The 26,385-nt window shown below is 36.9% G+C and carries 23 protein-coding genes and 7 tRNA genes; 13 read left to right on the top strand and 17 right to left on the bottom strand.

Annotated features, from left to right (window positions below; translation table 11 throughout):
- Window positions 1-143: 143 nt before the first annotated feature.
- From PB01_RS01660 to tlp, 7 genes are all read right to left on the bottom strand, one after another.
- Window positions 144-1,772, bottom strand: coding sequence for an ABC transporter substrate-binding protein (locus PB01_RS01660; protein ID WP_151698564.1), 1,629 nt, complete (start codon window positions 1,770-1,772; stop codon window positions 144-146).
- 25 nt (window positions 1,773-1,797) lie between these two features.
- Window positions 1,798-2,712, bottom strand: a complete 915-nt coding sequence (gene opp4C / locus PB01_RS01655) for an oligopeptide ABC transporter permease (protein WP_151698563.1) — start codon at window positions 2,710-2,712, stop codon at window positions 1,798-1,800.
- A 23-nt stretch (window positions 2,713-2,735) separates the two neighbouring features.
- Window positions 2,736-3,686, bottom strand: coding sequence for an ABC transporter permease (locus PB01_RS01650; RefSeq protein ID WP_151698562.1), 951 nt, complete (start codon window positions 3,684-3,686; stop codon window positions 2,736-2,738).
- Window positions 3,687-3,698: 12 nt separating this feature from the next.
- On the bottom strand, window positions 3,699-4,703 hold the full coding sequence (locus tag PB01_RS01645) for an ABC transporter ATP-binding protein (protein WP_151698561.1): 1,005 nt from the start codon (window positions 4,701-4,703) through the stop codon (window positions 3,699-3,701).
- Entirely contained in the window at window positions 4,696-5,700 is a 1,005-nt protein-coding gene (locus tag PB01_RS01640; protein WP_151698560.1) for an ABC transporter ATP-binding protein, read from the bottom strand. Before PB01_RS01640 ends, PB01_RS01645 begins: the two co-directional genes overlap by 8 nt.
- Before the next feature lie 17 nt (window positions 5,701-5,717).
- Window positions 5,718-6,920: a M20 family metallopeptidase gene (locus tag PB01_RS01635; protein WP_151698559.1), complete on the bottom strand. Its 1,203-nt coding sequence runs from the start codon at window positions 6,918-6,920 to the stop codon at window positions 5,718-5,720.
- A gap of 538 nt (window positions 6,921-7,458) precedes the next feature.
- The gene (tlp, locus tag PB01_RS01630; RefSeq protein WP_151698558.1) at window positions 7,459-7,701 is read right to left on the bottom strand and encodes a small acid-soluble spore protein Tlp; all 243 of its coding nucleotides are present in this window, start codon (window positions 7,699-7,701) and stop codon (window positions 7,459-7,461) included.
- A 168-nt stretch (window positions 7,702-7,869) separates the two neighbouring features.
- Between tlp and PB01_RS01625 the strand changes: the two genes are divergently transcribed.
- From PB01_RS01625 to PB01_RS01590, 8 genes are all read left to right on the top strand, one after another.
- The gene (locus tag PB01_RS01625) at window positions 7,870-8,514 is read left to right on the top strand and encodes a hypothetical protein (protein ID WP_151698557.1); all 645 of its coding nucleotides are present in this window, start codon (window positions 7,870-7,872) and stop codon (window positions 8,512-8,514) included.
- Window positions 8,515-8,815: 301 nt separating this feature from the next.
- Window positions 8,816-8,908, top strand: a tRNA-Ser gene (locus PB01_RS01620).
- Window positions 8,909-9,103: 195 nt separating this feature from the next.
- Window positions 9,104-9,178: transfer RNA gene (locus PB01_RS01615), tRNA-Met, on the top strand.
- Window positions 9,179-9,181: 3 nt separating this feature from the next.
- Window positions 9,182-9,257, top strand: a tRNA-Asp gene (locus tag PB01_RS01610).
- Between the two features lie 144 nt (window positions 9,258-9,401).
- A tRNA-Phe gene (locus PB01_RS01605) sits at window positions 9,402-9,477 on the top strand.
- A 5-nt stretch (window positions 9,478-9,482) separates the two neighbouring features.
- Window positions 9,483-9,553 (top strand) — tRNA-Gly (locus PB01_RS01600).
- A gap of 45 nt (window positions 9,554-9,598) precedes the next feature.
- Window positions 9,599-9,689: transfer RNA gene (locus tag PB01_RS01595), tRNA-Ser, on the top strand.
- A gap of 7 nt (window positions 9,690-9,696) precedes the next feature.
- Window positions 9,697-9,768: transfer RNA gene (locus PB01_RS01590), tRNA-Glu, on the top strand.
- Window positions 9,769-9,770: 2 nt separating this feature from the next.
- On the opposite strand, the gene PB01_RS21595 is transcribed toward PB01_RS01590, so the two are convergent.
- On the bottom strand, window positions 9,771-9,905 hold the full coding sequence (locus PB01_RS21595; protein WP_264158163.1) for a hypothetical protein: 135 nt from the start codon (window positions 9,903-9,905) through the stop codon (window positions 9,771-9,773).
- A gap of 419 nt (window positions 9,906-10,324) precedes the next feature.
- Between PB01_RS21595 and PB01_RS01585 the strand changes: the two genes are divergently transcribed.
- Together PB01_RS01585 and PB01_RS01580 are read left to right on the top strand one after the other, a co-directional pair.
- On the top strand, window positions 10,325-11,137 hold the full coding sequence (locus PB01_RS01585) for an aldo/keto reductase (protein WP_151698556.1): 813 nt from the start codon (window positions 10,325-10,327) through the stop codon (window positions 11,135-11,137).
- A 159-nt stretch (window positions 11,138-11,296) separates the two neighbouring features.
- Window positions 11,297-12,172 carry a radical SAM/SPASM domain-containing protein gene (locus PB01_RS01580; protein WP_151698555.1) on the top strand — a complete coding sequence of 292 codons (876 nt, stop codon included), beginning with the start codon at window positions 11,297-11,299 and terminating at the stop codon, window positions 12,170-12,172.
- Between the two features lie 48 nt (window positions 12,173-12,220).
- On the opposite strand, the gene PB01_RS01575 is transcribed toward PB01_RS01580, so the two are convergent.
- The 6 genes from PB01_RS01575 to PB01_RS20770 all read right to left on the bottom strand — a co-directional run bounded on the left by PB01_RS01575 (window position 12,221) and on the right by PB01_RS20770 (window position 18,731).
- Window positions 12,221-13,270, bottom strand: coding sequence for an aldose epimerase family protein (locus PB01_RS01575; protein ID WP_151698554.1), 1,050 nt, complete (start codon window positions 13,268-13,270; stop codon window positions 12,221-12,223).
- Between the two features lie 30 nt (window positions 13,271-13,300).
- Entirely contained in the window at window positions 13,301-14,293 is a 993-nt protein-coding gene (locus tag PB01_RS01570) for a Gfo/Idh/MocA family protein (protein WP_151698553.1), read from the bottom strand.
- Window positions 14,294-14,319: 26 nt separating this feature from the next.
- A complete protein-coding gene (locus PB01_RS01565) occupies window positions 14,320-15,303 on the bottom strand; it encodes an aldo/keto reductase (RefSeq protein ID WP_151698552.1) in 984 nt (327 codons plus the stop codon).
- Window positions 15,304-15,636: 333 nt separating this feature from the next.
- Entirely contained in the window at window positions 15,637-17,136 is a 1,500-nt protein-coding gene (gene xylB, locus PB01_RS01560; protein ID WP_151698551.1) for a xylulokinase, read from the bottom strand.
- A gap of 32 nt (window positions 17,137-17,168) precedes the next feature.
- Window positions 17,169-18,491: a xylose isomerase gene (gene xylA / locus PB01_RS01555; RefSeq protein WP_151698550.1), complete on the bottom strand. Its 1,323-nt coding sequence runs from the start codon at window positions 18,489-18,491 to the stop codon at window positions 17,169-17,171.
- A gap of 93 nt (window positions 18,492-18,584) precedes the next feature.
- Complete coding sequence (locus PB01_RS20770; RefSeq protein ID WP_192797431.1) at window positions 18,585-18,731, bottom strand: hypothetical protein; 147 nt, start codon at window positions 18,729-18,731, stop codon at window positions 18,585-18,587.
- Between PB01_RS20770 and PB01_RS01550 the strand changes: the two genes are divergently transcribed.
- Window positions 18,731-19,354 (top strand): YesL family protein, encoded by a 624-nt coding sequence (locus tag PB01_RS01550; protein WP_151698549.1) that lies wholly within the window; start codon window positions 18,731-18,733, stop codon window positions 19,352-19,354. The two genes, PB01_RS20770 and PB01_RS01550, sit on opposite strands and share 1 nt — an antisense overlap.
- A gap of 123 nt (window positions 19,355-19,477) precedes the next feature.
- Here PB01_RS01550 and PB01_RS01545 read toward each other — a convergent pair whose 3' ends face one another.
- The 3 genes from PB01_RS01545 to PB01_RS01535 form a co-directional block, all read right to left on the bottom strand.
- Complete coding sequence (locus tag PB01_RS01545; protein WP_151698548.1) at window positions 19,478-20,299, bottom strand: carbohydrate ABC transporter permease; 822 nt, start codon at window positions 20,297-20,299, stop codon at window positions 19,478-19,480.
- A gap of 15 nt (window positions 20,300-20,314) precedes the next feature.
- Window positions 20,315-21,193 (bottom strand): carbohydrate ABC transporter permease, encoded by an 879-nt coding sequence (locus PB01_RS01540; RefSeq protein ID WP_151698547.1) that lies wholly within the window; start codon window positions 21,191-21,193, stop codon window positions 20,315-20,317.
- 89 nt (window positions 21,194-21,282) lie between these two features.
- A complete protein-coding gene (locus tag PB01_RS01535) occupies window positions 21,283-22,581 on the bottom strand; it encodes an extracellular solute-binding protein (protein ID WP_151698546.1) in 1,299 nt (432 codons plus the stop codon).
- A gap of 283 nt (window positions 22,582-22,864) precedes the next feature.
- On the opposite strand from PB01_RS01535, the gene PB01_RS01530 reads away from it, so the two are divergent.
- Both PB01_RS01530 and PB01_RS01525 read left to right on the top strand, forming a co-directional pair.
- Complete coding sequence (locus PB01_RS01530) at window positions 22,865-24,061, top strand: ROK family protein (RefSeq protein WP_151701928.1); 1,197 nt, start codon at window positions 22,865-22,867, stop codon at window positions 24,059-24,061.
- Between the two features lie 270 nt (window positions 24,062-24,331).
- The gene (locus tag PB01_RS01525) at window positions 24,332-25,945 is read left to right on the top strand and encodes a glycoside hydrolase family 43 protein (RefSeq protein WP_151698545.1); all 1,614 of its coding nucleotides are present in this window, start codon (window positions 24,332-24,334) and stop codon (window positions 25,943-25,945) included.
- The last annotated feature ends 440 nt before the right edge of the window (window positions 25,946-26,385 follow it).

Raw genomic sequence — 26,385 nt, 5'->3', positions numbered from 1 at the left:
TTCTTAGATTGTCCAAAAACAGGCCGACTATGATTTTTAATTGATTTATCGCTAAAAATAAAAAAGAAAACCTAGAGCATAATTAATTGCTCCAGGTTTTCTTATTGTTAATACTTATGTGTAAAATAAATTAATCGTCGGTTCTACTTATCAGATAAATCCCAATCTTGAAGATTATTATGATAACCGAAGAATGTCGGTCCTGCACTAATTACTTTATCTGAAATAGCTGCGAAGTCGTATTCAGAGTAAAGTGTGAAGACTGGTAAATCCTTTACAAATAATGCTTGTAATTCAGAGTAGATTGCCTTACGTTTTTCAGGATTCGGCTCGTTATTACCTGCAAGTAATAACTTTTCTTTCTCTTCACTTTGATAACCAGTAAAGTTAAAAGGTGAATCATTACCATAATAGTTTGTAATATCTGGATCGATATTTGTTGTGTAACCTAAAATCATCAAATCATAGTTCCCTTCACGTGCTTTAGCAATATGAGTTGGGAAGTCCGAAGTAACAAGCTGAACATTTAATCCAATTGCTTTTAAGTTTTCCAAAATGATTGCCCCAGCCTGTTCTCGCATTTTATTTCCAGCTGGCACGGCAATTTCTAATGGTGTATTGAAATCCCAATTTGCTGCTTTTAACATTTCTTTTGCTTTTTCAGGGTCATAGGAAATGTTTTTGATACTACTATCATAGTATGGGTTAATAGAAGGATATGGACCATCTACATAATCACCTTTACCTTGCAATAAACTCTCAATCATTTGATCACGATTTATAGCATGACCGATTGCTACTCGAACATTTGGATCTGTTATTTTCTTTGTATTAAATAATAACGTTTGGTAACCATTCGCAGGATTTGCTGTTGTGTGAATACCTTTAATCTTTTCTACAGTATCATAGTCTGAAACTGCTATACTACCCAGACCAACGCCTGCATTCATATGAATTTCACCTGTTTGCAACTGTGCTACTAAGTTTGTTGCAGGCATTATTTTAACAAAAATTTTATCAAGTTTTGGTTTACTTACATAGTAGTTATCATTTTTAGCAAATTCAACATATTGATCTGCTTCATATTTCACAAATTTGAATGCACCATTTGTTACATTCGGATTTTGCATAAATGGATGAGCTGTTAAGTCTTCTGGCGCAACATCTTTCAGTATATGCTTCGGTAGGATCATAATTTGAGAACCGATAAATTCTTTAATAAGATTTGGATCTACTGGTTGCTTTGTTTTGAATGTAAACGTTTTCTCATCTACTACAGTAATTGAAGGAATTTCTTTTTCTCCGTTTGTAAGCTTACCATTTTCATCAAGACCTTCTAAATTAGATATAATTGTACCAACTGATGTTTCTGTTTTGGGATTTGCAATTAAGTTGAATGTGAACGCAATGTCTTCTGCTGTAACCGGTTCACCATCTGACCAAGTTGCTTTAGGTTGTAACTTGATTGTGTATGTTTGATTATCTTCCGTCTCGAAAGATTCTGCTAACTTAGGAGTGAATTCTAATGGAGCAGTCATTTCCAAAAATGTTTCAAACATAAACTTTTCTAACCATTGTGATGCAAAATCTCCAGAATTAATTGGGTTAAAGCTAATTGGCGGATTTACTAAACCGATAAATAATGTTTTACCATCTGATGACGTTTTGCTTGATGATCCATCAGACGACTTATTTCCTGAATCGCTACATGCAGCTAGTAGTGTTGCAAGTAGAAGTACAAATAATACACTTAACTTTTTTACCTTTTTCATTCATTTCCCCAACTTTCTCTTTATATTATTTAATACTTTTTGGATCCAATGCATCGCGTAAACCATCGCCCATGAAATTTATGGACAATACAGCAAGTAAAATCATTGCCCCTGCCGGGATCCATAACCAAGGTTGAGATGATAGTACAGTTAAAGATTGGGCTTCTGTAAGCATGTTCCCCCAACTTGGGGTAGGAGGTTGTACCCCCATTCCTAAGAAACTTAAAGATGATTCAAGTAGAATCGCTGAAGCAATACCAAATGTTGCGTTTACTATAATTGGCGCAACACAGTTTGGTAAAATATGTTTAAAGATAATGCGCGGCGAAGTATAGCCGAGTGCAACACCAGCTTTCACGTAATCCATTTCTTTAATGGATAAGACACTTCCACGCACAATTCTTGCGACAGATGGCCAGCCAAGTAATCCAATAACAGCAATAATATTGAGGATATTAGGCCCCAAAATACTTACTAAAACTAAAATGACCATTAAATATGGAAATGACATAAAAATGTCTGTCATACGCATAATAGCGCCATCAACCCAACCACCAAAATATCCTGCAATAGCGCCAAGCACGGTCCCTATCACCACATATATGGCAACTGCTCCTATTCCCACTGCAAGTGAAATACGTGAAGCGTAAACAAGTCTACTAAAAATGTCACGGCCAATTTGATCTGTACCTAGCCAATAATCAGTAGAAGGCTTTGCACTAAACGCACTATTTATCGCAGTTGGATTGTATGGAGCAATTATTGGTGCAAATATTGCCATTAGCACGATAAGCGTGAAAACTATTAAACCAAATATAGCTAACTTATGTTTAAAAAATTTCTTTCTAAACAAATAAAAATACGTTTCTTCTTTTCCTAGGTCTTGAAAAACTAAATTCGGTGACTCGATATTAGCCGTCGTCTCTTTCAACATGGACATATGTAGAGGCCCTCCTTTCACTGTTAGTTGTATTTAATACGCGGATCGACAATCGCATACATAATATCTGTTAATAAGTTTGCTGATAAAACTACAACGGCTGCTATTAGGTTAATCGCCATTAGTAATGAATAATCACGCGACATAATCGCTTTGATGGTTAATTGACCCAGTCCCGGCCATTGAAAGATTTGTTCTGTAACTACAGCTCCACCAATTAGTATCGTTACATCCATCCCGATAATTGTAATAATCGGGATTATGGCATTCTTTAAAGCGTGTTTGTTTGTAACAACGAAATTCTTCAAACCTTTAGCGCGAGCAGTACGTAAGTAATCTTGTCCGAGAACTTCTAACATACTCGAGCGAACGTATCGAACCATGTTACCTGCTATACCTGCCGCAAGCACAACTGCTGGTAATATCAAATGCATCATAACGTCCCCAAAACCACCGCTTGATCCAAGCTTTGTCATCCCACCAGTCGGTAAAATTTGAAGCTTAACGGAGAAAATATAAATAGCACCTAATCCTAAAAAGAACGCTGGGATTGAAATCCCTAAAAAAGATAATGTAGTTGTCGTATAATCTGTTAACGAGTATTGCTTGGAAGCGCTTAAAATACCTATTGGAATAGAAATAATATACGCCAAAATTAGCGCAGCACCCATCAATAGCAAAGTTGGGCCTATTCTCTCTAAAATCATTTGACTAACAGGTTCATGCGTAGCATAAGAGAAACCAAAATCACCATGCAATACATTTCCTAACCAATGAAAATATTGCTCGTAGATAGGATCATTAAGCCCAAGTGCTTCTTTTTTCAACTCAATATCCTCCGCGGATATATTCGGATTAACAAACATTTCAACTGGGTTCCCTGGCGCCAAGTTGATGATAAAAAAGTTAAAGACGGTTACACCAAACAAAATCGGAATTGCGATCAATAATCTTCTTAAAATATATTGGAACATTGCTACACTCCCTTAATTCAGTGGAAAATGACAAGCAACGCCATGCTGGCCTGATTGCAATTCCGGAGTTTTCTCTTTACATATATCTTGTGCATAAGGACAACGTGTATGAAAGCTACAACCACTAGGTGGGTTTATAGGGCTCGGTACATCCCCTTCGATAACGATGCGATCTCGATTACGCAAATGTGGATTAGGTACTGGATAAGCATTCAATAAAATTTGTGTGTACGGATGGCGAGGACTACTAAAAAGTTCTTCCGTTTCTCCGATTTCTACAATTTTTCCCAAATACATTACAGCAATACGATCACTGATATAGCGAACGGCACCAAGACCATGTGCGATAAACAAATAGGTTAAGTCAAATTCTTTCTGTAAATCTTTCAATAGATTTAATACTTGTGCTTGTACCGACACATCAAGAGCAGATACTGGCTCGTCACAAACAATTAGCTTAGGATTTAAGATAAGTGCACGTGCGATACCAATGCGTTGGCGCTGACCACCGGAAAACTCATGGGGATAACGACGACCATGTTGTGGCGTTAAACCAACAACTTCTAACATACGATTCACTTTTTCTTTCGCATCAGCAGCTGAAGCTAATCCATGTGCTAGAAGAGGCTCAGCCAGTAATTCACCTACACGCTTCCTAGGATTGAGTGATGAATAAGGGTCTTGAAATATAATTTGTAGCTTTGTACGCAATGAGCGAAGTTCAGCACCTGTTATATTCGCCATGTCCTTCCCATCAAATATAATATGACCGTCTGTTGGAGGATCAATCTTTACAATAGCTTTACCAGTAGTGGATTTACCACATCCAGATTCCCCTACGAGCGCTAGTGTTTCTCCAGGATAAATATCGAAGTTCAATCCATCAACAGCTTTGACATTGCCGACTGTGCGTGAAAATATCCCTTTCTTAATAGGATAATATTTTGTCAAATTACGAATTTCGACAAGAGGCTGCTTTTTGTTCGTTTGATCCTTTTGTTTCAGCAATTCATTCATTCACTTCACCTCCAACCTGGTCACTGGTATGTAAAAAACAACGAACTTTATGTGGCTTATCTACACCTACTTCCACAAGCTTCGGTGCATTTGCAATACAAGTTTCAGTCACATATGGGCAACGTGCTTGGAAACGACAGCCACTAGGCATGTTTTGAGCAATTGGTACAGAGCCCGGAATGGAATACAATTTTTCACTTTTTTCTTTATCTAAGTGTGGGATTGACGCCATCAATCCGATTGTATACGGATGTTTTGGTTCATCAAACAGCGTAAAAACATCCGTTTCCTCTACGACTTGCCCTGCATACATAACAATTACTTTATCTGCCATTTCGGCAATTACACCTAGATCATGCGTAATCAGCATAATTGCCGTTTGCGTTTCTTCTTTTAAATCTTTCATAAGCTCTAAAATTTGAAGTTGTATCGTAACGTCTAAAGCTGTCGTCGGCTCATCTGCTATCAACACCCTTGGTTTACACGCTAATGCCATTGCAATCATTACACGTTGGCGCATACCACCTGATAACGAGTGAGGATATTCATCCATAATTTCTTCTGCACGTGGAATTCTTACCTTTTTCAACATGTCAATCGCATATTCACGTGCTTCTCTTTTATTCAGTTTCAGGTAAAGGCGAATTCCTTCCATCATTTGATTGCCTATTGTAAAGACAGGATTCAAGGAGGTCATCGGCTCTTGAAAAATCATGGAAATTTCATTACCACGTATATTTCTCATATCTGCTTCTGAAAGAGTCGATAGTTCTTTATCATTTAACTTAATGGACCCTTTTCGAATGTACCCATGTGTACCGAGAAGTCGCATGATTGATAAGGACGTGACGCTTTTCCCACAACCCGATTCACCAACGATACCAATAGTCTCACCGGGTTTTAAATTGAATGACACTTCATCGACAGAGATAATCTCATCGTCATTCACTTTAAATGCTGTTTGTAATTCACTTACCTCTAATACATGCACACTCATAAAAGCCATCCTTTCATTTAATGAATCTCTACGCTGTCTTTCACTGTTTCCACTAAATATTTGTAGGCAACGCTTAATAGCCCTTTTCCTGCATAAATCATTGCCCGCTCATCAAAATCGAATTTCGGATGGTGGTGGGGATAACTAGCACCAATTGCTTCATTACGTCCACCTGTAAAGAAAAATGCTCCTGGCACTTTTTGTACATAATAAGCAAAATCTTCACTTGCCATAGATGGTGGGCTATCCACAAATTGAATTCCTTCAATTGTGGATGTAATCGACTGAATGACATTGTCTGTTTCTAGTTCGTGGTTATATAATGACGGAAATCCATTTTCGTATTTTAGTTCATACGTTGCTCCGTATGAAGCACTGACATGTTTGATTACTTGTTTAATATCATGTTCAATGGACTGACGAACATCTTTATCAAACGTACGAATCGTAGCAGATAATTGAGCGGTATCCGCAATAACATTGCTTGCATTTCCTGCATGAAATGATCCAACAGTGATCACTGCTGGTTTAATCGGATCGATGCGACGGCTAATTATTGATTGCAACTGGTTAATAACCTGAGCACCAACAACGACTGCATCAATTGTTTCGTGAGGCATTGCACCGTGTCCGCCTTTTCCTTGAATTTTTAATTCAAATGCATCAATAGATGCCATCGCATAACCTTTTGTACAGTTGTATGTTCCAACTGGTAACCCAGACATAAGATGTGTACCAAAAACATAGTCAACACCATCTAAGCAGCCATCTGCAATCATTTCGGATGCTCCACCAGGGGAAGATTCCTCTGCGTGTTGATGAAGTAAGATAACATTTCCAGCAAGTTCATCTTTATGTTGATTTAACACTTTTGCAACAGCTAATAATGTGGCTGTATGTCCATCATGTCCACAAGCATGCATCACACCGTCTACTTTCGATTTATACGAAACATCTTTTTCATCTTGAATTGGTAGTGCGTCAAAGTCTGCTCTTAGAGCAATCGTTGGACCTGGTTTAGCCCCTTCAATCTTTCCAACAACCCCTCTTCCACCTACTTTCGTACGAACTGGAATACCATAACCTTCAAGAATTTGTGCAATCATTTGTGGTGTTTCTACTTCTTCGTAAGAAAGTTCCGGATTTTCATGAAGATGTCGTCTCCATGCCACCATTTGTTCATACATTTCCTCGATTTCTTTATGCCATGCTGTTAACAAGCTAATTCCCCCTATCAAAATATCTAACTGTTTCATATTTTCAGATTTCTATAATTAGTAATATCCCCTTCTCAGCACTTCCTTTCTCTTTTTCATGCAAATGACTTTAGACCCATTTTTCCGTTCACCGGAAACTGATTCCACCTTAAGGAAATTGTAGCTTAATTATAATTACCCACTCCAATGAAGTCAATATATTTTGATAAGTCAAATAATTGGGAACTATTTATATTAAGCAAAGACTACCTAACAAGGGAGTAGTAAGCACAATAATGTATATCGTACAAATGAAGGTTTTTATCTATATGGAATCTACTAAAAAAATGTCCCTTATAGCATCGCTGAGAATATAAAAAAAACCGTTTGATGAAGTCACATCAAACGGTCAAATTTAATTTGGTCCGACTAGAAATTTCCTAATGATATTGTTCAACTAAAAAAGCCCTATGGAATCTCTCGACTATAGAAGGTAACTTTATATGGCAAATGGATGCTTTAATTAAAAGTATCTATATTTTTGAGCCTCTCATTAAACTCTCTATTCATCTTGTGAGTAGCCATTTTTTCGCGCTGCAGCTTCATCTAAAATTTCTTGTCGAAAACCTTCTAGACTTTTTTTGCGACGTTCATTTTTTTGTCTGAGTGCCTCTCGTTCTTCACCATCGAGAAAACCCATGGATTCTTCAGCTGCTTCCATATTTCCAATTGTATTTTTCGACATATCCTGTAGCTTTTCAATATTATCTGATCGATCATCCGGTTTTGGTGTGTTTTGTCCCATTTTTATTCCTCCTTCTTTTTAATAAATTACACAAAATATAGAGTCTCCAATCTAACTAAAACTATCCAAATGATATTTTTAGTAAAAAATAAATATAATTACATGTAATAAACAGAACAAACCAGGACAACATAACTGAAGATAAAAAGATAAAAAGGCGGTAATGACATGTCCATGGAATGGTTTAATAGAGTAACTGGAGAACTACAAGATCATTTGGAATCGATTTGTGAAGAATATGATCAAGTCGGTCATATGAATATTAATCGGGGTTCAAAACATCCACGTATAGAATTTTTTGTTGGTACAGAAGAAGATAGGGATTACTTTTGCACCCTTCTCTTCGATCCCTATAATGAAGAGTTTTACGTTGAAAGTTTTGATGTAACTCTCCACCAACCTACAAGAATAGTTTTGAATGACATTACTGATGTGATCGATGCTGTCCATGAAATGTTTCATGAATTCATGGATGATGATAGTGAAATGTATTATGTAGACGAAAATAGTAATGAATACGAAGTTTTAGATGAAGAAGTCACTTTCGAAGAAATCAACGTTGAATGGGAAACACCTGAAGTTACCGCTTTCTATATAGAAGATAAGGTAGAAGTTACCTATCAATTCGGGATAGATAGTGCGAATGGTGATGGAGTTCTCCGAAGAGTCAACCGACTTTGGGTAGATGACACGGAACTTTTCGAAGATGAAAGTACCTTTTCCTTTAAAAAAGAAGAGGCAAATGCAATTATATCTATGATTGCGAGCCATGTGGATAATATGATTGGATATGAAGAAATTATAAACGCCTAATATATATTAACTAAGAGACACTTCTAATTCTACAAGAGGATAAATCCTATTATTTAAAGAAAAAATTCAGCGACTAGCTACTATAAAAAGTACTAATTAAAGTTTTTCAGTACCCTCCAAGAGAATTGGAGGTGTCTTTTTTCTCTATTCTAATACCGTCAATTAGATTCTAAAATACTTCGTGTTTTTCTTTTTTACACTTTTTTTAAAAAAGGTATTGCCTTTTTTATGCAAATCGGGTTATAATATATCATGTCGTTAATTATTAATTAGAAGTTAAACGGCAAACAAGCAATATCTTGGAGGAATACCCAAGTCTGGCTGAAGGGATCGGTCTTGAAAACCGACAGGCGGGTCATACCGCGCGGGGGTTCGAATCCCTCTTCCTCCTCCATCTTTTAACTTTTTTCTAAAAAACATAAATTTTTAATGTAATTTGTGTTATAATTGTTTTCTAAGTATATTATTGTCGCGGGGTGGAGCAAATCGTCAAACGAAGATGACGATTAACACCGATGCAGGCGAAGCCGAAGCAGGTGTCCTACTTTCTTCGAGCGTAGTAGTTTTTAAATATTATGTATATTATTGTCGCGGGGTGGAGCAGTGGTAGCTCGTCGGGCTCATAACCCGAAGGTCGCAGGTTCAAATCCTGTCCCCGCAACCAAATGGTCCCGTGGTGTAGCGGTTAACATGCCTGCCTGTCACGCAGGAGATCGCCGGTTCGATCCCGGTCGGGACCGCCATTTAATATTTTACTAGATTGAGATTTAGGATAAGCAAGCAGGTCTATGAAGCAAGCGAGTGAAAGAAGGAACGTACTTCAGGTACGTGACAAATTAAACGAGTGTAGCTGACGAAGAGATGCGCCGCTTAGCATAAATCGAAGAGGCTCAGTAGCTCAGTCGGTAGAGCAAAGGACTGAAAATCCTTGTGTCGGCGGTTCGATTCCGTCCTGAGCCACCATTTATGCGGGTGTAGTTTAGTGGTAAAACCTCAGCCTTCCAAGCTGATGATGAGAGTTCGATTCTCTTCACCCGCTTATAAAGAACAGTTACATGAATAAACAGCAAGATTAGAGCCATATGGGGAAGTACTCAAGTGGCTGAAGAGGCGCCCCTGCTAAGGGTGTAGGTCGGGTAACCGGCGCGAGGGTTCAAATCCCTCCTTCTCCGCCAGATGTTTGGCCCCTTGGTCAAGCGGTTAAGACACCGCCCTTTCACGGCGGTAACACGGGTTCGAATCCCGTAGGGGTCATCTTAAAAAAATACCGACAATCCATAATGGATTGTCGGTATTTTTTCTTCTTTAAATAACAATCTCAAACTAATTTTTCCTAAGATCTTTTTTAAAGAATCATCCACTTGAATTTTACTTAATTGATTCTTGAACATACACTTTCTTCTTCCTTTAGAAAACAGGAGTCAATTAATGGCTCCTGTTTTTTTGATTATTTTCTTGGCGTTGTCTATTTTTGGAGTCTTCTTCAATGCCTTTTTTCCAAGTTCTATCGATTTTTGCCTTTACAAAATAAATTATGAAATCAAATTTTGCTACGTGATAAACACCACCACCCATTTAAAGTGTAGTATTTGTCGCATCTACCTGCATTTTCGTAATATCGTTTCGAATGAATTCTAATGGCATAATGCTAATTCGCCTTTCTTTTCAATCTTTTATTATTTTAATGATAGCCAATATGAGGCATGATTAATAGAATCGATAATTATTTTATATATTTCTAGATGGTACATCTTATTGGTTTATCAAACTGGCAAATGGTAATATAAATTCAAAGGGAGGAGAGATATATATGGATTTTATTACACTTAGCAATGGTCTAAAAATACCACAAATTGGATTCGGAGTTTGGCGTGTTGATAACGACACAGAGGCGCCAGGAGCGGTTGAAGAAGCACTTCGCGTAGGTTATCGCCATATTGATACGGCTGCTGTTTATAAGAACGAGGAAGGTGTTGCGAAAGGTATCGCCGCTTCTGGTGTTGCACGCGAGGACATTTTCTTGACGTCTAAAATTTGGAATGACGACATTCGTGCTGGTCGTACGAAAGAAGCATTTCAAGAATCACTGGACCGTTTGAGTACCGATTACCTTGATCTATGCCTATTACACTGGCCAGTTGACGGTATTGTAGAGGCGTATCGTGCACTTGTCGAGTTATATGAAGAAGGTAAAGTGAAAGCTATCGGGGTATCAAACTTCAAACAGCATCATCTGGAACAACTGAAGGATGCCGGTTTAATGACACCAATGGTTAACCAAATCGAGTTACATCCTCAGTTGCCTCAAAAAGATTTTGTAGCTTACTTAAAAGCCGAGGGTATTCACGTAGAAGCTTGGAGCCCATTGATGCAAGGGAAATTCATGGAAATTGACTTGTTCCATGAATTGGCGAATAAGTATGATAAAACGCCATCCCAAATCGTACTTCGCTGGCATTTGCAATTGGGTCACGTTGCCTTACCAAAATCAGTGACACCAAGCCGTATACAAGAGAACTTAAACGTATTTGACTTTGAACTTTCTTCTGAAGATCAAGCCGCTATTGATGCAATCGCAACAAATGAACGCATTGGCCCAGATCCAGACGAAATCGAATTTTAATAGCAAATGAGTAGACCTGACTTCTTTCGAGGAGACAGGTTTTTTACATCCTTGTTCTTTCACACCGAAAACCTAAAATAATCTGCTCAATGAAGAATGCAATTCTGTTAAGATGAGAATAGACATTTTAATAAATCAGAACTGGATTGGTGAATAGCCTTGAAAACATTCAAAAAAATGTATATTGAAATTACAAGTGTGTGTAATCTTGCATGTAGCTTCTGCCCTCCTACAAGTAGAAAGGCGAATATTATCAAACTTGATGCATTCAATAACATATTAGATCAGATCAAAGACCATACGAAATATATTTACCTTCATGTCAAAGGAGAGCCTCTTCTGCACCCAAGAGTTGACCAATTACTAGACGCTGCTCATGCAAAAGGGTTTAAGGTAAATATAACAACAAACGGTACACTTATTACAAAAAACAGGCATAAATTATTGGGAAAACCCGCACTTCGCCAAATGAACTTCTCGCTTCATAGTTTTGACGGCCATGAGGGATCGACAAATCGAGAACAATACCTAACAACCATTCTGAATTTTGCCAAAGAAGCCGCTGAACAAGGTGTCATTATTTCCTTCCGATTATGGAATCTTCAACGAGAGAATGCAACGAATGAAGATATAAGAAGAAACCAAGAAACGTTAGAAATCTTGGAAAAAGAATTTAACCTGCATTACAAGATTGAAGAAAAAGTAGTACCAGGCAGTGGGATTAAAATTGCAGATCGAATCTATATTAATCAGGACCACGAATTCCAATGGCCTAGTTTACTTGCACCAGAGGATGACGGTAAAGGATTTTGTCATGCCCTTCGCAGTCAAGCAGCTATACTCGTCGATGGAACCGTTGTACCTTGTTGTCTAGACGGGGAAGGTGTGATTAATCTCGGTAATATCAATAAAACCTCTTTCTCTGAAATTGTAGAGGGAGAACGAGCAAATGCCCTATACGACGGTTTTACACGAAGAGAAGCTGTAGAAGAAATGTGCAGGAAATGCGGTTATAGACAGAGATTTGGTGTTTAAATATATATTTTAACATCATTGCAACTAAAGTTACTATCTTTCCTGACTCTATATAAGTCCAAAAGAATATTTCGTTTTTGATTTAAACACTTCTCCCTCTCTTACTATCGACGACTGAAAATGTTGGTGATGAATCGAGTCAGGGGGACTTTGTGTTTCCAGGCATACCCCTAAATAGTTTTGCAATTCTACACCTTCTGTCGAATAAGATCCTTCCAAATTATTTCCCGTATACAAGACAACAGACGGCTCTGTAGTCTCCAACACAAGTTTACGCCCACTTTCATGATCAACTAAAACAATTGCATGCGTTTCACTTTTATTCAACAAAAATGGATGATCATATCCATTTCCAACTAGTATATTTTGAGGATGATTCGATTCAACTCCATCAGAAATTTTCCTGCCTTGTCGAAAATCAAAAACAGAATGATCGACAGGAACTAAATTTCCCGTAGGCAGTAGCTCCTCATTCAATTCGATAAACTGTTGGCTATCAATCGTTAATTCATGGTCTAAAATGTCTCGTTCCAAATTGCCACTTAAATTAAAATACGTATGATTTGTCACATTTATTAAGGTTTTTTTATCCGAAATACCGGAATAGGTGATGACAAGATCATTGCTACCATTATAAATGGTATATACTACTTTCATTTTAAGGTTTCCCGGATAGCCTTCTTCCCCATCAGGGCTAAAATAAGAAAACTCAACGGCTGTCTTATGCTCGCATTTAATCACTTTTGAATCCCAAAGAACATGACTAAACCCTTTGTGTCCACCATGCAAATGATTGTTATTTTCATTTGTTTTAACTTGGTAGACATTTCCCTCTAAGTTGAATGACCCCCTCTTTATTCGCCCAGCAAATCGACCTACTACTGCTCCTAAAAAGTATGAATTTCCTTCGTATTCTTCTAAACTTCCAAATCCTAATACGGTATTTTCTATTTTTCCAAAGCGATCCGGTGCTAATATTTCCGTGATAATGCAACCATAATCCATACAAGACACTTCAAAACCTTTGTTATTTTTAATCGTAAACAAGGTAACTGGCTGCTCGTTTATAAATCCAAACAATTTCTTCGTTAGTTTCATTCTCAACACCAATCCTTTCCGAACATAACATTATTCCACTTCTACGAATTGTCCCGTTTGGATTGACTGATAGCATGCTTCTATTACCCGCATATTATTAATAGTAGATAGTCCAGTGATTTCAGGGATCGAATTTGTTAAAATAGCATTTGAAAAATGTTCCACTTCTATCCGATAAAGATCACCATAGATTTTTTCTTCACGGTTTATTCCATTTCCTTCTACAATGATCCGACCTATACCACCATTAAAATCAGGACGAAAAGCAAAAGGAACTTTGATTGTTCCTTTTGTACCAACAATTTCATATTCATTTCTTCCTGTCATGTCAAAACTGCAATCAAAAATAGCAGTCCAACCATTATCTAGTTTTAAATAACCAAATGCACTCGTATCGACCCCTGTTTTAGAATCGATTTCTGCACTCATCTGCACTTTAACTGGTTCGGCATCTGATAAATAACGAATTGCATGAATAGAATAACAACCAACATCGTATAGGCTGCCTCCGCCCATGTCCTTATTCATCCTAATATCATTGTCGCGATCTTCAAAGTTAAAGGAATGACTTGATTTTATTAGCTTAATATTGCCGATTTCTCCAGAGTTTAATATCTCTTTCACACGTTTATGCTGCGGGTGCAGTTGATACATGAATCCTTCCATGAACAGTACATTTTGTTCATGGCATGTTTGAACCATTTCAGATGCCTCCGTGGATGTCAGCGAAACTGGCTTCTCACAGAGTACGTGTTTACCTTGCATCGATGCTTTAAAAACCCATTCTTTATGCAAATGGTTTGGAAGAGGGATGTATACTGCATCAATCTCTGGATCATCCAGCAATTCCTCATAACTCTCATAGGCTTTAGGAATACTTAATGCGGATGCAATCACATGGACCTTACTTCCTCTGCTTGAAATGGCAAGTAATTCTGCATTTTCTGCTCGAATTATAGCCGGAATCAGTTGCGTTTGAGCGATGTTTGCTGTACTTAAAACTCCCCAACGAATTTTCTTCATCCTGGTATCCATCCTTACTTTATTTCTTAATAAACACCTTTGATTTCATTGTGCACTTCTTCTTTATAAAACTGCGCTAATTGCAGCATTTCTTGTTTCGTATAAGTTTCTGTGTTTACCGCTTCCAAATTATCCGCTACTTGAGCAACATTTTTGAAACCAGGTATTACGCAAGAAATCGCATCATGCTCAAGAATCCATTTTAACGCTGCTCGTGTCATATTACCTCTATTTTCAGCAATCCAAGCAAGTTTTTTGCTTAGTCCCACTCCTGTTTCAAATTCTAGACCAGCAAAAGTTTCTCCTACATTAAATGCTTTTCCTTCTCTATTAAAATGGCGATGATCATCTGCTTCAAACTGCGCGTCAGCTTTAAATTTACCTGTCAATAATCCGCTTGCCAGTGGAACGCGCGCAAGAATTCCAACACCTTTTTCCATTGCTTTTGGAAATAATACTTCTAGTGGCTTTTGACGGAACAAATTAAAAATTACTTGTAAGCTACTAACATTTGGCTGTTCCAAACATAATAAACCTTCTTCAACCGTTTCTACACTTACACCATAGTAACGTATCTTACCTTGATTCTTTAATCGATCAAGCACTTCAAATACATAACCATTCTTTATTATTTCGAGTGGAGGACAATGAACTTGAAACAAATCAATTTGATCACGATTCAGTCTTCTTAAACTATCCTCGCAGTATTTCGTTACAACTTCCATTGAATATGTTTCGGGATCGTGTACATCCCCTGCTCGGCAAAATTTAGTAGCAATATGGACTTCTGCATGTTTACCTTTCGTTGCAACTGCTAAAAGTTCCTCACTCTTACCATTCCCATACACATCGGCCGTATCAAAAAAATTTACCCCATTGCCAATTGCATAATCCAAAGCTTTTAGCGCTTCCTGATCATCTGTTCTTCCCCAAGCACCACCAATTGCCCAAGTACCAAAGCTAAGCTCACTTACCTTTAAATCAGTGTCACCAATTTGACGATAATTCATTTTGCACACTTCCCTTTGTTTGCATTTTATGATTTGTTCAATTACATTGTTGTTATTTCAATTGTAAAAGGAATACCCTATCGCATCCACGCTGATTCCACGCTCAAATTTGAAAGTGATCTTGCGAATCGCTCATTTATTGCGTAAATCCACAAAAATGTTGCGCAAAAACGAATTAATATTGCGCTTATACTCTGAAATGTTGCGGGTAATTTAAAAAATATTGCACATATGCTTGATAATGTTGTACGCGGCATCGGATCTTGCGAATAGCATGTAAGATGTGTAAACAAAAGCCCCAACTAAGCTAGTTGAGACTCTTATATGCAATGCCTACTTGCGGAAGTCCAAAAGCTTTTTATTCATATCTTTTGTTTGAGTGTAAACATCTTGATATATAGAAAACAGCTTTTTATACTTTTGCACATTGCTCTTATTTGGTTGAAATTGTCTATCTTCCTTCAAAAACTCATTCGCACAGTCCTTTAACGAATCAAACCAGCCACATCCATAGGCTGCTAACATAGCGGCTCCCATTCCCGGCCCTTGTTCACTTTTAAGTCTTATAATTTTTGCATCAAAAATATCTGCTTGTATCTGAAGCCAATCGTCATTTAATGCACCACCGCCAATCGATACAATCGTATCAATCCGTTTACCATTCTCGCGAAATATATGAATAGATTCATTTAAAGAAAAAGTAATCCCTTCCAGAACTGCCCGAACAAAGTCTCTTCGTTGGTGGGAACTATCTATGCCAATAAAGCTTGCACGAATTGACGCGTCTGCATGCGGCGTTCTTTCACCAACTAAATAAGGAGTAAATAATAATCCGTTAGATCCAACAGGGACAGACCCTACATCCGCTAGTAAACGATCGAAAGATTCATCTCTAGCAAAAGTATCCTTAAACCAAGTTAAGCTATAACCAGCCGCTAGTGTCACACCCATTGTGTAAAATGAATTCGGAGCTCCGTGGTTAAAGTAATGTACCTTCCCACCAAAATCTTTGTCATCACTTGCTTCATATGATAAAACAACACCAGACGTTCCAATACTGCAAAGAGTTTTTCCATCTTCTAAAATCCCTGATCCAATTGCACCACAAGCGTTGTCAGCACCTCCAGCAAATATGCGGGTTGATTTTGAAAGACCAGTTGCTTCTGCAAATTCGGCAGTAATTTTCCCTACTTCTGAATGGGAAGGAACTAATGGAGGGCAACAACTCGGCTCAATTCCTAGTAACTCACAGATTTCTGTACTCCACTCTTTTTTACTGACATCCATTAAAAGTGTTCCAGCTGCGTCAGAGTATTCCATCTGCAGTTTGCCTGTAATTTTATAACGCAAATAATCTTTCGGAAGCACAAATGTAATTACCTTACTGAAAACTTGGGGCTCATGGTCTTTAACCCAAAGTAATTTTGGTAAAGTGAATCCTTCCAATGCCGGATTTTTTGTTATATCCAATAGGCGCTTTTCTCCGACTACTTCATAAATTCGCTGGCACTCAGCCGTTGTTCTTGTATCATTCCAAAGGATTGCAGGTCGAAGTACTTCATTATTTTCATCAAGTAGTACGAGGCCATGCATTTGCCCTGAAAAGCTGATTCCTTCAATCGCTTCTATATTCCCATCGAAACCCTTTAAGAGTTCAAACAGCCCTGTCGTTGTTTGCTCCACCCAGTCTTTCGGATTTTGTTCACTATAACCCGTTTTTTCATTAATTATCGGATAGGGTTTCGATACACTTAAAACTACATCCCCATGTTGGTTAACGAGTAATATCTTAACAGCACTTGTTCCTAAGTCCACCCCAATTACATACTTCATAGCGACAGCTCTCCTACCATTACAAAGATTAATTAATTAGCAAAAGCTTGTAATAAATATTGATTAATTGTAGCTTTTATTTGTTCTAAACGACCCGAAGTCTGTTTAATATCCGATAAACCTAGTGCATACGCTTCTAATTTGTGAAAATCTGTTTTTCCTTCCACAATATCCAGCCCAATACCTTCTGCGTATGTTTTGTAACGATCCTTGATTATATTTTCCAGAACTTTATCATCAATTAAATTTTGCGCCACTCTTAAACCAACTGCAAAAGCATCCATTCCCGCAATATGTGCAAGGAACAAATCTTCTGGCTCGAATGACGATCTTCTTACCTTCGCATCAAAGTTCAAACCACCTTTGCCAAGTCCTCCGTTCTTAAGAATTTCATACATAGCAAGTGTTGTTGTCCATAAATCTGTCGGAAACTCATCTGTATCCCATCCAAGTAGCAGATTACCTTGGTTTGCATCAACTGAACCCAACATATTATTAATACGTGCATAATGGAGCTCATGTTCGAATGTATGACCAGCCAATGTTGCATGATTTGCTTCAATATTGAATTTGAAATGATCTTCAAGACCATAACTTTGCAAAAATGCATGGGCGGTAGCTACATCATAATCATACTGATGTGTGGAAGGCTCTTTCGGCTTAGGTTCAATTAAGAATTGAGCATTAAATCCAATTTCTTTTGCATAGTCAACCGCCATATGATAGAAACGAGATAAGTTATCCAATTCTAGCTTCATATTTGTATTTAAAAGAGTTTCATAGCCTTCTCGACCACCCCAAAACACGTAGTTTTGAGCTCCCAATTCCTTACCAACTTCTAATCCCTTTTTCACCTTAGCCGCAGAATAAGCAAAAACATCTGCATTACTAGAAGTAGCAGCACCATGAACAAAACGTGGATGAGTAAAGTTATTAGCTGTATTCCAAAGTAATTTTGCTTTACTATCTTTCATATAGTCTTTGATCATGCTTACAATTGAATCTAAATTTTGGTTCGTCTCTCTTAAACTACTTCCTTCAGGTGCTATATCGACATCATGAAAACAGAAAAATGGTACATCCATTTTTTCGTAAAATTCAAATGAAGCATCTACACGCGCCTTCGCTAAATCCATCCCATTATATTTATTCCATGGACGATTCATAGTGCCTACACCAAACGGATCTGAACCATCCATTGTAAATGTATGCCAATAAGAGACCGCATATCGTAAAATATCTTCCATTGTTTTATCCCCTATTTTTTCATTGGGATTATAAAATTTAAACGCAAATGGATTTGTTGAAGTTGCTCCTTCAAATTCAATTCTTTTAATATTCTGAAAATAATTCACGATATATACCCCCTAGATATTTTCGAATTATAAATGAACAGCTAGTGAAAAGGCTTACATTTTAAATTATAACATAATTCATTAGTTTGTATATCAATCAAACAAAGTTTTAGGAAAGCCAATAATTATGATGTTTTCATCATAAATAAGGTGTATGCTTTTAATAATTGCTCTTTTATTTTCCATTAAAACAACTGAATCAGGTGCTTGAATATAATTAATAGAAAGGGTGATTGTCAATGATTTCTACTCCTAGCTTTATATATAATGCGTTGGAATGGATTACAAGATTTGCGTATTTAAATTTATTATGGATTCTCTTTTCGCTTGTTGGCGGCATGATTTTCGGCATATTTCCAGCTACAGTTGCTATGTTTGCCATTTCTCGAGAATGGTTAACAGGGAACACGGATAAGCCATTATTAAAATCATTTTGGGAGCATTATCGAAAAGACTTCATAAAAAGCAATATCTTAGGATTATTTATTGCGGTTATAGTCTTTTTTGTTGTAATGGACATTTATTATATTCAAGCTAATAATAATGAACTTCTAACCTGGACATACATTCCATTATTTGCATTTATGTTATTATTCACGATGTTTTTATTTTATCTATTTCCAGCATTTGTACATTACGATTTAAAAGTACTACAAGTTATTAAAAATTCTTTTTTATTTATGTTAATAAGTCCAGTCAATAGCTTATTAATCATCCTGTGCTTAGTACCTCTCTTTTTCTTAATGCGGGCTTTTCCTGCACTAGCATTTATATTTGGTGGAAGTTCCTACGCATTTATCACGATGTGGTTAAGTCTACACGTCTTCAAGAAGCTAAATAAGAAAAGTGCAAACGTCCTTTAAGCGCAGAACCTATTTTCTTTCGTTTCTGGAGAGCTTTGGACGGACTTTGCTCTAAAAAAGCTTCACACAATTAGGGTTTTGATTCCCTATTGTACGAAGCTTTTTCGTTTTGCAGTGTTCATATCAACCTTTAACCGCACTAGCGGATATTCCTTCCACCACTTTATTGCTAAAGAATATAAATGCAATGATAATCGGTAATACACTAATGATTAACGTGGCTCCAATTGCTCCCCAATCCGTCATGTATTGACCGATAAAGTTTTGGATACCCACAGTTAGTGTTTTATATTTTTCAGAACTTATGAATGTATTGACAAAGACGAATTCATTCCAATTATAAATCATATTGATTACGACAGTAGTAGACATAACTGGAATTGTCATGGGTAGAATTATTTGAAAAAACATTCGATGGACTGAACAACCATCGATAACCGCGGCTTCTTCAATTTCACGTGGTAGGGTGTAATAAAACCCTAGTAAAATCATCATAGTAATCGGTAAATTATATGCAGTATATGTAATAACAACACCTAGCGGGTTATTAATTAAATGGACGCTTAAAAACATACTGTACAGCGGGATTAAGGCCGAATGAATTGGAATCATTAAACCGATGATAAATACGCTTAACACAAATCCGCTAAGTTTCCATTTCATTCTAGTGATAGCGAAAGTTGCCATACTTGCGAACAATACGGTTAAGAATATTGCTAGGGCAGTAATCCAAACACTATTGAAAAAATAAACTCCGATTCCACCGTCCCAAACCTTTTGGTAGTTCTCCCATCTAAATTCTGATGGTAACGCAAATGGAGATCCCGCAAATATTTCTCGGTTATCTTTCAATGAGAAAATGAAAAGCCATATTAGCGGAACGATTTGAAATAACGCTACGACCACCAGAGAGAAATAAAGAAAAAAATAACCTATTCGCTTCATTAAACAAACCCCTTTCTAATACTCTATTTTCTCTTTAGATGTAGTTAATTTGCGAACTACAAATGTTACGATTAAAGTAATCAATAACAATAAGAAACCAATTGCACTTCCGTATCCAAACTTATAACTTGAAAAAGCTAACTTATACATGTAAGATGCCATAACTTCACTTGCTCCATTTGGTCCACCGGCAGTCATCACATAAATAAGATCGAAATATTTTAACGATCCAACAATCGCTAATACGACGGTCACGCTTACTACTTCTTTAATTAAAGGCAACTTTATTTTAGTTGCAATTTGGAAAGCAGATGCACCATCAATTTTTGCTGCCTCAATTAGTGACTCAGGGATGTTTTTCAATGCAGCATAATAAATTAATATATAAAATCCAGCATATTGCCATAAGATCGGGATGAAAATTGCAAATAGGACAAGAGAGGAATCTGCCAACCATGCTGGAGGATTATGAACGCCTATTTTAGTAAGAAACACATTTAAAATTCCGTTTGATGGGTTATACACTTTTATCCAAAGCTGCGCAATTGCAACCGAAGATAATAGCATTGGAATTAAATATATTTTCCTTAGTAAATCCGCTCCTTTTATTTTGGAAGCTAATATAAAAGAAATGACTAGATAAATCGCTAGGCTTAGTGTCGAAAATATTGCTAATAAAAATGAATGATAGGCACTGTTCCAAAATTTAATATCTTTGATTCCATTCATATAATTTTCTATTCCAATAAATGTCTTCGCACCAATACCGTCCCAATCCATTAATCCATAGTACCCTGAAAGGATTAACGGAATGAATATTAACACGGTAACCAATACAAGGGCTGGGGAAATATATAATGCTATTAACAGCTTATTAGACATAACTTTGTTCATTACATTCAACCCCTATCTTAGAAGGTAGAAGAGGACTATCCAAAATTAAGGATAAGTCCCCTATTTTTAACTTTACTTATTGAAGCTTGTTATTTACTTTTCGAAAGAGCATCTTCATGTGCTTTAGCGAATTGTTCCGGTGTCATTTCTTTTCCAAAAAGGGCTTGAATGGAATCTAGATGCACTTGTGCTACATCTGGACTCATTTGAACATCTGCAAATAATGTAATATTACTTGCTTGATTTAACTCATTCAATATATCGATATACATTTTTGGAAGATCTAAAGAGTCTGCTTTTACTTTTGTTGCAGGTATTACACCAGCTTCACTAACAGCTTTCTCTCCCCATTCCTTCACAAAAAATGCTGCGAATTCTTTTGCTTCTTTTTTCACTTTAGAATCCTCTGCAACAAATAATCCGACACCAGGTCCTCCAACGAAACTGTTCATATCTCCCTTGCCATTTACAGTTGGAAATTTAAGATACGCTACAGAATCCCTAAATTCTTTTGGAACGCTTTCGTTTGTTGTGTAATTCGGTAAATCCCAAGTTGCGATTAAATACATTGGTGCTTGCTCACTCATAAACATGCTTTTTGCTTCTTCATCTGCAAGGCCGTTAAAACCATTAACAAACGCACCCATATCTACAAGATCTTGCACTTTTTTTGCTGCTTCAATCAGTGCTGGATCTTCAAAAGTACCTGTTCTATCAATTGCTTTGTTAAGAACATCGGCTCCACCAATTCGGTCTGCAAGGTACATATACCATAATGATCCTGTCCAAGCATCTTTATTACCTAATGCAATAGGCTGAATCCCATCTTTTTTAAATGCTTTAACGACATTTTCCAATTCTTCAAACGTTTTTGGTGCTTCTAAATTATGTTTCTCAAACATCGCCTTATTATAATATAGTGTCACGATGTTCAACTCTAGTGGAAGCCCATATGTTTTCCCATCCTTTGCATATGCTTCTACAGTTCCTGGTACAAAACTATCACTTAATTTTTCTTTAATTACATCATCTAATGGAGCAAACATATTTCCCCCTACATATGGCTCCAAAAATCCTGCCGCCCAAGTCATCCCCACATCAGGAAGTTCTTTCGACGTGGACAACACTCTTAATTTATCTTTATATTGCTCATTACTTAAGACTTCTAGATCAACTTTTACGCCTTTGTGTTCTTTTTCGTAATCGGCAATAATTTCTTTTACAACATCATAATGCTGTTTGGAGCTTCCTTCAGGCCATAAATGCATGAATTTTATTTCCTTGTCTCCACTTGCATTTGATGAACCATTTGAATCCGAACAACCTGCTAGTAAATAAAAAACAGAAGCAAATAATAGAATTGTAATCGTTCTCTTAATCCCCTTCATTATTCTCCCCCACCCCAATTTTTAATTACAACAATATTCTGAATGTTGTATGCGTTTTCATTATATCAAACGACTAGTTGTTAGTCTAGTGGATGAACAAAGTTTTTTATCGACTACGAGACGAGACTATAAGCACTCATTTTATCTAAAAAATAACAATTTCCGACATAATAAATTAAAGAAAAGTATGTCATCTATCTAAACTAGCTAAACAAGAAAGGATTGCTAATCATGTTTTATTTGTTAGAATGAAAAAAAAGAGAAAGAGCTGAATATTATGAAGATGGAAGCAAATCAAACTTGGAATCATCATGTCGTAAAAAAGGGCAATAAATCCTTAGTTTTAGATAAAATTAAAAATAACTCTCCTATTTCAAGAGCCTCCGTCGCAAGTCAAACGGGATTAAACAAAGGAACCGTTTCATCCTTAGTGAATGATTTACTGGAAGAACACTTAATCTACGAGTCCGGTCCCGGCGAATCAAGTGGAGGGAGAAGACCCGTTATGTTGTTATTTAATGAAAAAGCCGGTTATTCGATTGGAATCGATTTAGGAGTTAATTATTTACTCGGCGTCCTGACAGACTTAAAAGGGAATATTTATGAAGAAAAAGAAATAACCTTCAAAAATCTTTCTTACAAAGAAATGGAGGAACAACTGTTTAACGCAATCGATTTTCTCATTTCGTCTGCTCCCTCCAGTCCTCACGGTATCATTGGAATCGGAGTTGGAGTACCAGGTATAGTTGATAAAAACGGCAATGTGCTACTAGCTCCAAATTTAAACTGGAAGAACGTAAATTTAAAGGCGACACTACATACTAAATACAATCTTCCAATCATCATTGAAAATGAAGCAAATGCAGGTGCATACGGGGAGAAAGAATTTGGAGCAGGGAAGGATTTTGACAACGTTATTTATGTAAGTGCTGGTGTTGGGATAGGCGTCGGGCTCATTCTCAATGGTTCTTTGTATAAAGGCTCCAATGGTTTTTCAGGTGAACTTGGTCACATGACCATTCAAGCTAATGGTTCTAGATGTCGTTGTGGAAACGAAGGTTGTTGGGAATTATATGCTTCGGAGCAAGCACTAATTCATAAGGCAGAAACGCTAGATATTCCTCTATCTACTTACAAGGAAGTCGATTTAGAAAGTTTATTAATTCTCGCTGAAAATGGCAATAAAGATGTGATTACACTATTCGAGCAAACGGGTGACTATTTAGGTATCGGGATAAATAACATTATTAACATCTTCAACCCGCAACAAGTAATTATTGGCAATCGATTGGCCTTCTCTAAAAAGTGGCTCGAGGAACCATTGAATAATAGAATTGCTAGTCAGGCTCTGTGGTTCCAGCAAAATGATTTACAAATTGATTTTTCCGAGTTGTCTACACGTTCGACTGCTTTAGGTGTCGCAGCTTTTTCAATTGAAAGCTTTTTGAGTGATAGTATTCAACAAAATGGTGATTTCTAATTATTAATATTTCTCTAATGAATAGCTCACTTCACCGTGAGTTTTATAGATTGAAGTATGAATTATTTGAATATTATTAACTTGCCAATCTAATTTACTAGTGTTATAAGTATTATTACATTGCAATAAATACTAATTTAGGGAGTTATTTGTTTAGTATTCCTGCAATTGTAAGTAATCTCTCACCATCTTTGAAAGCACTAACATTAATTTAAATGAAGACTGCTTATTTGATGAAAAAAGCAATAATACTGTAAAGGGTGAAGAAAATTGACAATCATTCGCAATCCAATTTTACCAGGATTCAATCCAGATCCATGTATTTGCCGTGTAGGGGAAGACTATTATATTGCAGTTTCTACATTTGAATGGTTCCCGGGTGTTGGTATCTATCATTCAAAGGATTTAAAAAATTGGCGATTGGTTTCAAGACCTCTTAATCGCATTAGCCAATTGAATATGATGGGAAATCCAAATTCAGGTGGTGTTTGGGCACCTCATCTGTCTTATAGTGATGGTAAGTTCTGGCTAATCTATACGGATGTCAAGGTAACGGAGGGGCAATGGAAAGATTGTCATAATTACCTTGTCACTTGTGAAACAATCGATGGCGAATGGTCTGAGCGTACTTATTTAAACAGTTCTGGTTTCGATCCATCTCTCTATCATGATGAATCAGGAAAAAAATTTTTGGTAAACATGTATTGGGATCATCGCTTTAATCACCATAATTTTTATGGAATTGCTCTTCAGGAGTTTAGCGTGGAAGAACAAAAACTTGTCGGCGAATCCAATATTATTTTTAAAGGAACGGATATTAAATTAGTTGAAGCACCACATATTTATAAAATCAATGGTTACTATTACTTATTAACAGCAGAGGGTGGAACAAAATACGATCACGCAGCAACTATTGCTCGATCAAAGAATCTACGGGGACCATATGAAGTACATCCAGAAAATCCATTGATCACATCATGGCCATATCCAAGAAGTCCGCTCCAAAAATCTGGTCATGCTTCTCTTGTCCACACACATACAAATGAGTGGTTTTTAGTACACCTAACAGGACGACCATTACCAAGAAAAAACCAACCGATATTGGAAGCTCGAGGATATTGCCCGCTTGGAAGGGAAACGGCCATTCAAAGAATTGAGTGGAAAGACGACTGGCCATATGTTGTTAACGGTAACGGACCATCTCTTGAAATAGAAGGACCTTCTATCAAAGAAGTTAAATGGGAAAAAGATTATAAGGAGAAAGATGATTTTGAAATCGACACATTAAATAATCACTTTCAATCGTTACGTATCCCACTTGGTGAAGATATTATTTCTTTGAAAGACAATCCTGGCCATCTGCGTCTATACGGTAAGGAATCCTTGACTTCAAAATTCACACAAGCTTTTGTAGCGAGACGTTGGCAGCATTTTAACTTTACAGCTGAGACAAAAGTAGCTTTCAATCCAAACTCTTTCCAGCAATCTGCAGGACTGGTCAACTATTATAATACCGAAAACTGGACAGCATTTCAGATTTCCTGGCATGAGGAGAAAGGAAAAATCCTAGAACTCACCACTTGTGATAACTTTAGTTTTGATCAACCTCTTCAAGGGAAAGAAATTGTCATCGCTAATGATATTGAATATGTTTATCTCAAGGTAGACGTGCAAACAACTATTTACGAATATTCTTATTCGTTCGATGGTGATAATTGGACAGTAATTCCTATCCAATTCGATTCATATAAGCTTTCGGATGACTATATTCATGGTGGCGGTTTCTTTACTGGAGCATTCGTCGGCATGCAGTGCCAAGATACATCCGGGCAAAGTTGTCATGCTGATTTCGATTATTTTATTTATAAGGAAGAAGCCGAATAACTAACTTACGATTTTGCGTTTAAACTATTTGATCTACATAAAAGGCATGTATTCTATTTGGAATCACATGCCTTTTATGTTACGAGTAAAACTTTTTTATTGCATACTATTTACAGCTCACTAATACGACCCGCTATCGTTTTCCTAACCCTTTACTATCTCACTAGTTGTTGTAATTTCAATGTCATTCAGTGCTTGTGTTGCCAGGTAATCTGCTTCTGCATTCGATTTTCGGGATATCAGTTCATATTCTGGCTGGATGTGCTATCAAACTGATCAACGAACAAGTGGAATTAAGTAAGAAAATGGTTGGCAATTGAGCCTTTTCAAATAAATAAAGTAATCAGAATTACAATAGAAGCCCTCCAATCGGCAACACTTGAATGGAGGGTTATTTATGTAGCTTTCTTTACAATAGTCCTTCCTTCCCGTAAAATTTT

Origin of the sequence: Psychrobacillus glaciei, from assembly GCF_008973485.1 — a bacterium.
Classification (GTDB): domain Bacteria; phylum Bacillota; class Bacilli; order Bacillales_A; family Planococcaceae; genus Psychrobacillus; species Psychrobacillus glaciei.
Note: the sequence above shows the minus strand (reverse complement) of the source record. Positions and strands in the feature narration are given on the sequence as shown.

Coding starts and splice junctions, on each gene's coding strand:
- xylB (WP_151698551.1), bottom strand. CDS start 17,136: ATGAAGTATGTAATTGGGGTGGACTTAGGAACAAGTGCTGTTAAGATA.
- PB01_RS01535 (WP_151698546.1), bottom strand. CDS start 22,581: ATGAAGGGGATTAAGAGAACGATTACAATTCTATTATTTGCTTCTGTT.
- PB01_RS21595 (WP_264158163.1), bottom strand. CDS start 9,905: ATGTTCAAGAATCAATTAAGTAAAATTCAAGTGGATGATTCTTTAAAA.
- PB01_RS01540 (WP_151698547.1), bottom strand. CDS start 21,193: ATGAACAAAGTTATGTCTAATAAGCTGTTAATAGCATTATATATTTCC.
- PB01_RS01625 (WP_151698557.1), top strand. CDS start 7,870: ATGTCCATGGAATGGTTTAATAGAGTAACTGGAGAACTACAAGATCAT.
- PB01_RS01565 (WP_151698552.1), bottom strand. CDS start 15,303: ATGAATTATCGTCAAATTGGTGACACTGATTTAAAGGTAAGTGAGCTT.
- PB01_RS01530 (WP_151701928.1), top strand. CDS start 22,865: ATGGAAGCAAATCAAACTTGGAATCATCATGTCGTAAAAAAGGGCAAT.
- PB01_RS01650 (WP_151698562.1), bottom strand. CDS start 3,686: ATGTTCCAATATATTTTAAGAAGATTATTGATCGCAATTCCGATTTTG.
- PB01_RS01545 (WP_151698548.1), bottom strand. CDS start 20,299: ATGAAGCGAATAGGTTATTTTTTTCTTTATTTCTCTCTGGTGGTCGTA.
- PB01_RS01585 (WP_151698556.1), top strand. CDS start 10,325: ATGGATTTTATTACACTTAGCAATGGTCTAAAAATACCACAAATTGGA.
- opp4C (WP_151698563.1), bottom strand. CDS start 2,712: ATGTCCATGTTGAAAGAGACGACGGCTAATATCGAGTCACCGAATTTA.
- tlp (WP_151698558.1), bottom strand. CDS start 7,701: ATGGGACAAAACACACCAAAACCGGATGATCGATCAGATAATATTGAA.
- PB01_RS01640 (WP_151698560.1), bottom strand. CDS start 5,700: ATGAGTGTGCATGTATTAGAGGTAAGTGAATTACAAACAGCATTTAAA.
- PB01_RS01570 (WP_151698553.1), bottom strand. CDS start 14,293: ATGAAGAAAATTCGTTGGGGAGTTTTAAGTACAGCAAACATCGCTCAA.
- PB01_RS01660 (WP_151698564.1), bottom strand. CDS start 1,772: ATGAAAAAGGTAAAAAAGTTAAGTGTATTATTTGTACTTCTACTTGCA.
- PB01_RS01550 (WP_151698549.1), top strand. CDS start 18,731: ATGATTTCTACTCCTAGCTTTATATATAATGCGTTGGAATGGATTACA.
- PB01_RS01645 (WP_151698561.1), bottom strand. CDS start 4,703: ATGAATGAATTGCTGAAACAAAAGGATCAAACGAACAAAAAGCAGCCT.
- PB01_RS01575 (WP_151698554.1), bottom strand. CDS start 13,270: ATGAAACTAACGAAGAAATTGTTTGGATTTATAAACGAGCAGCCAGTT.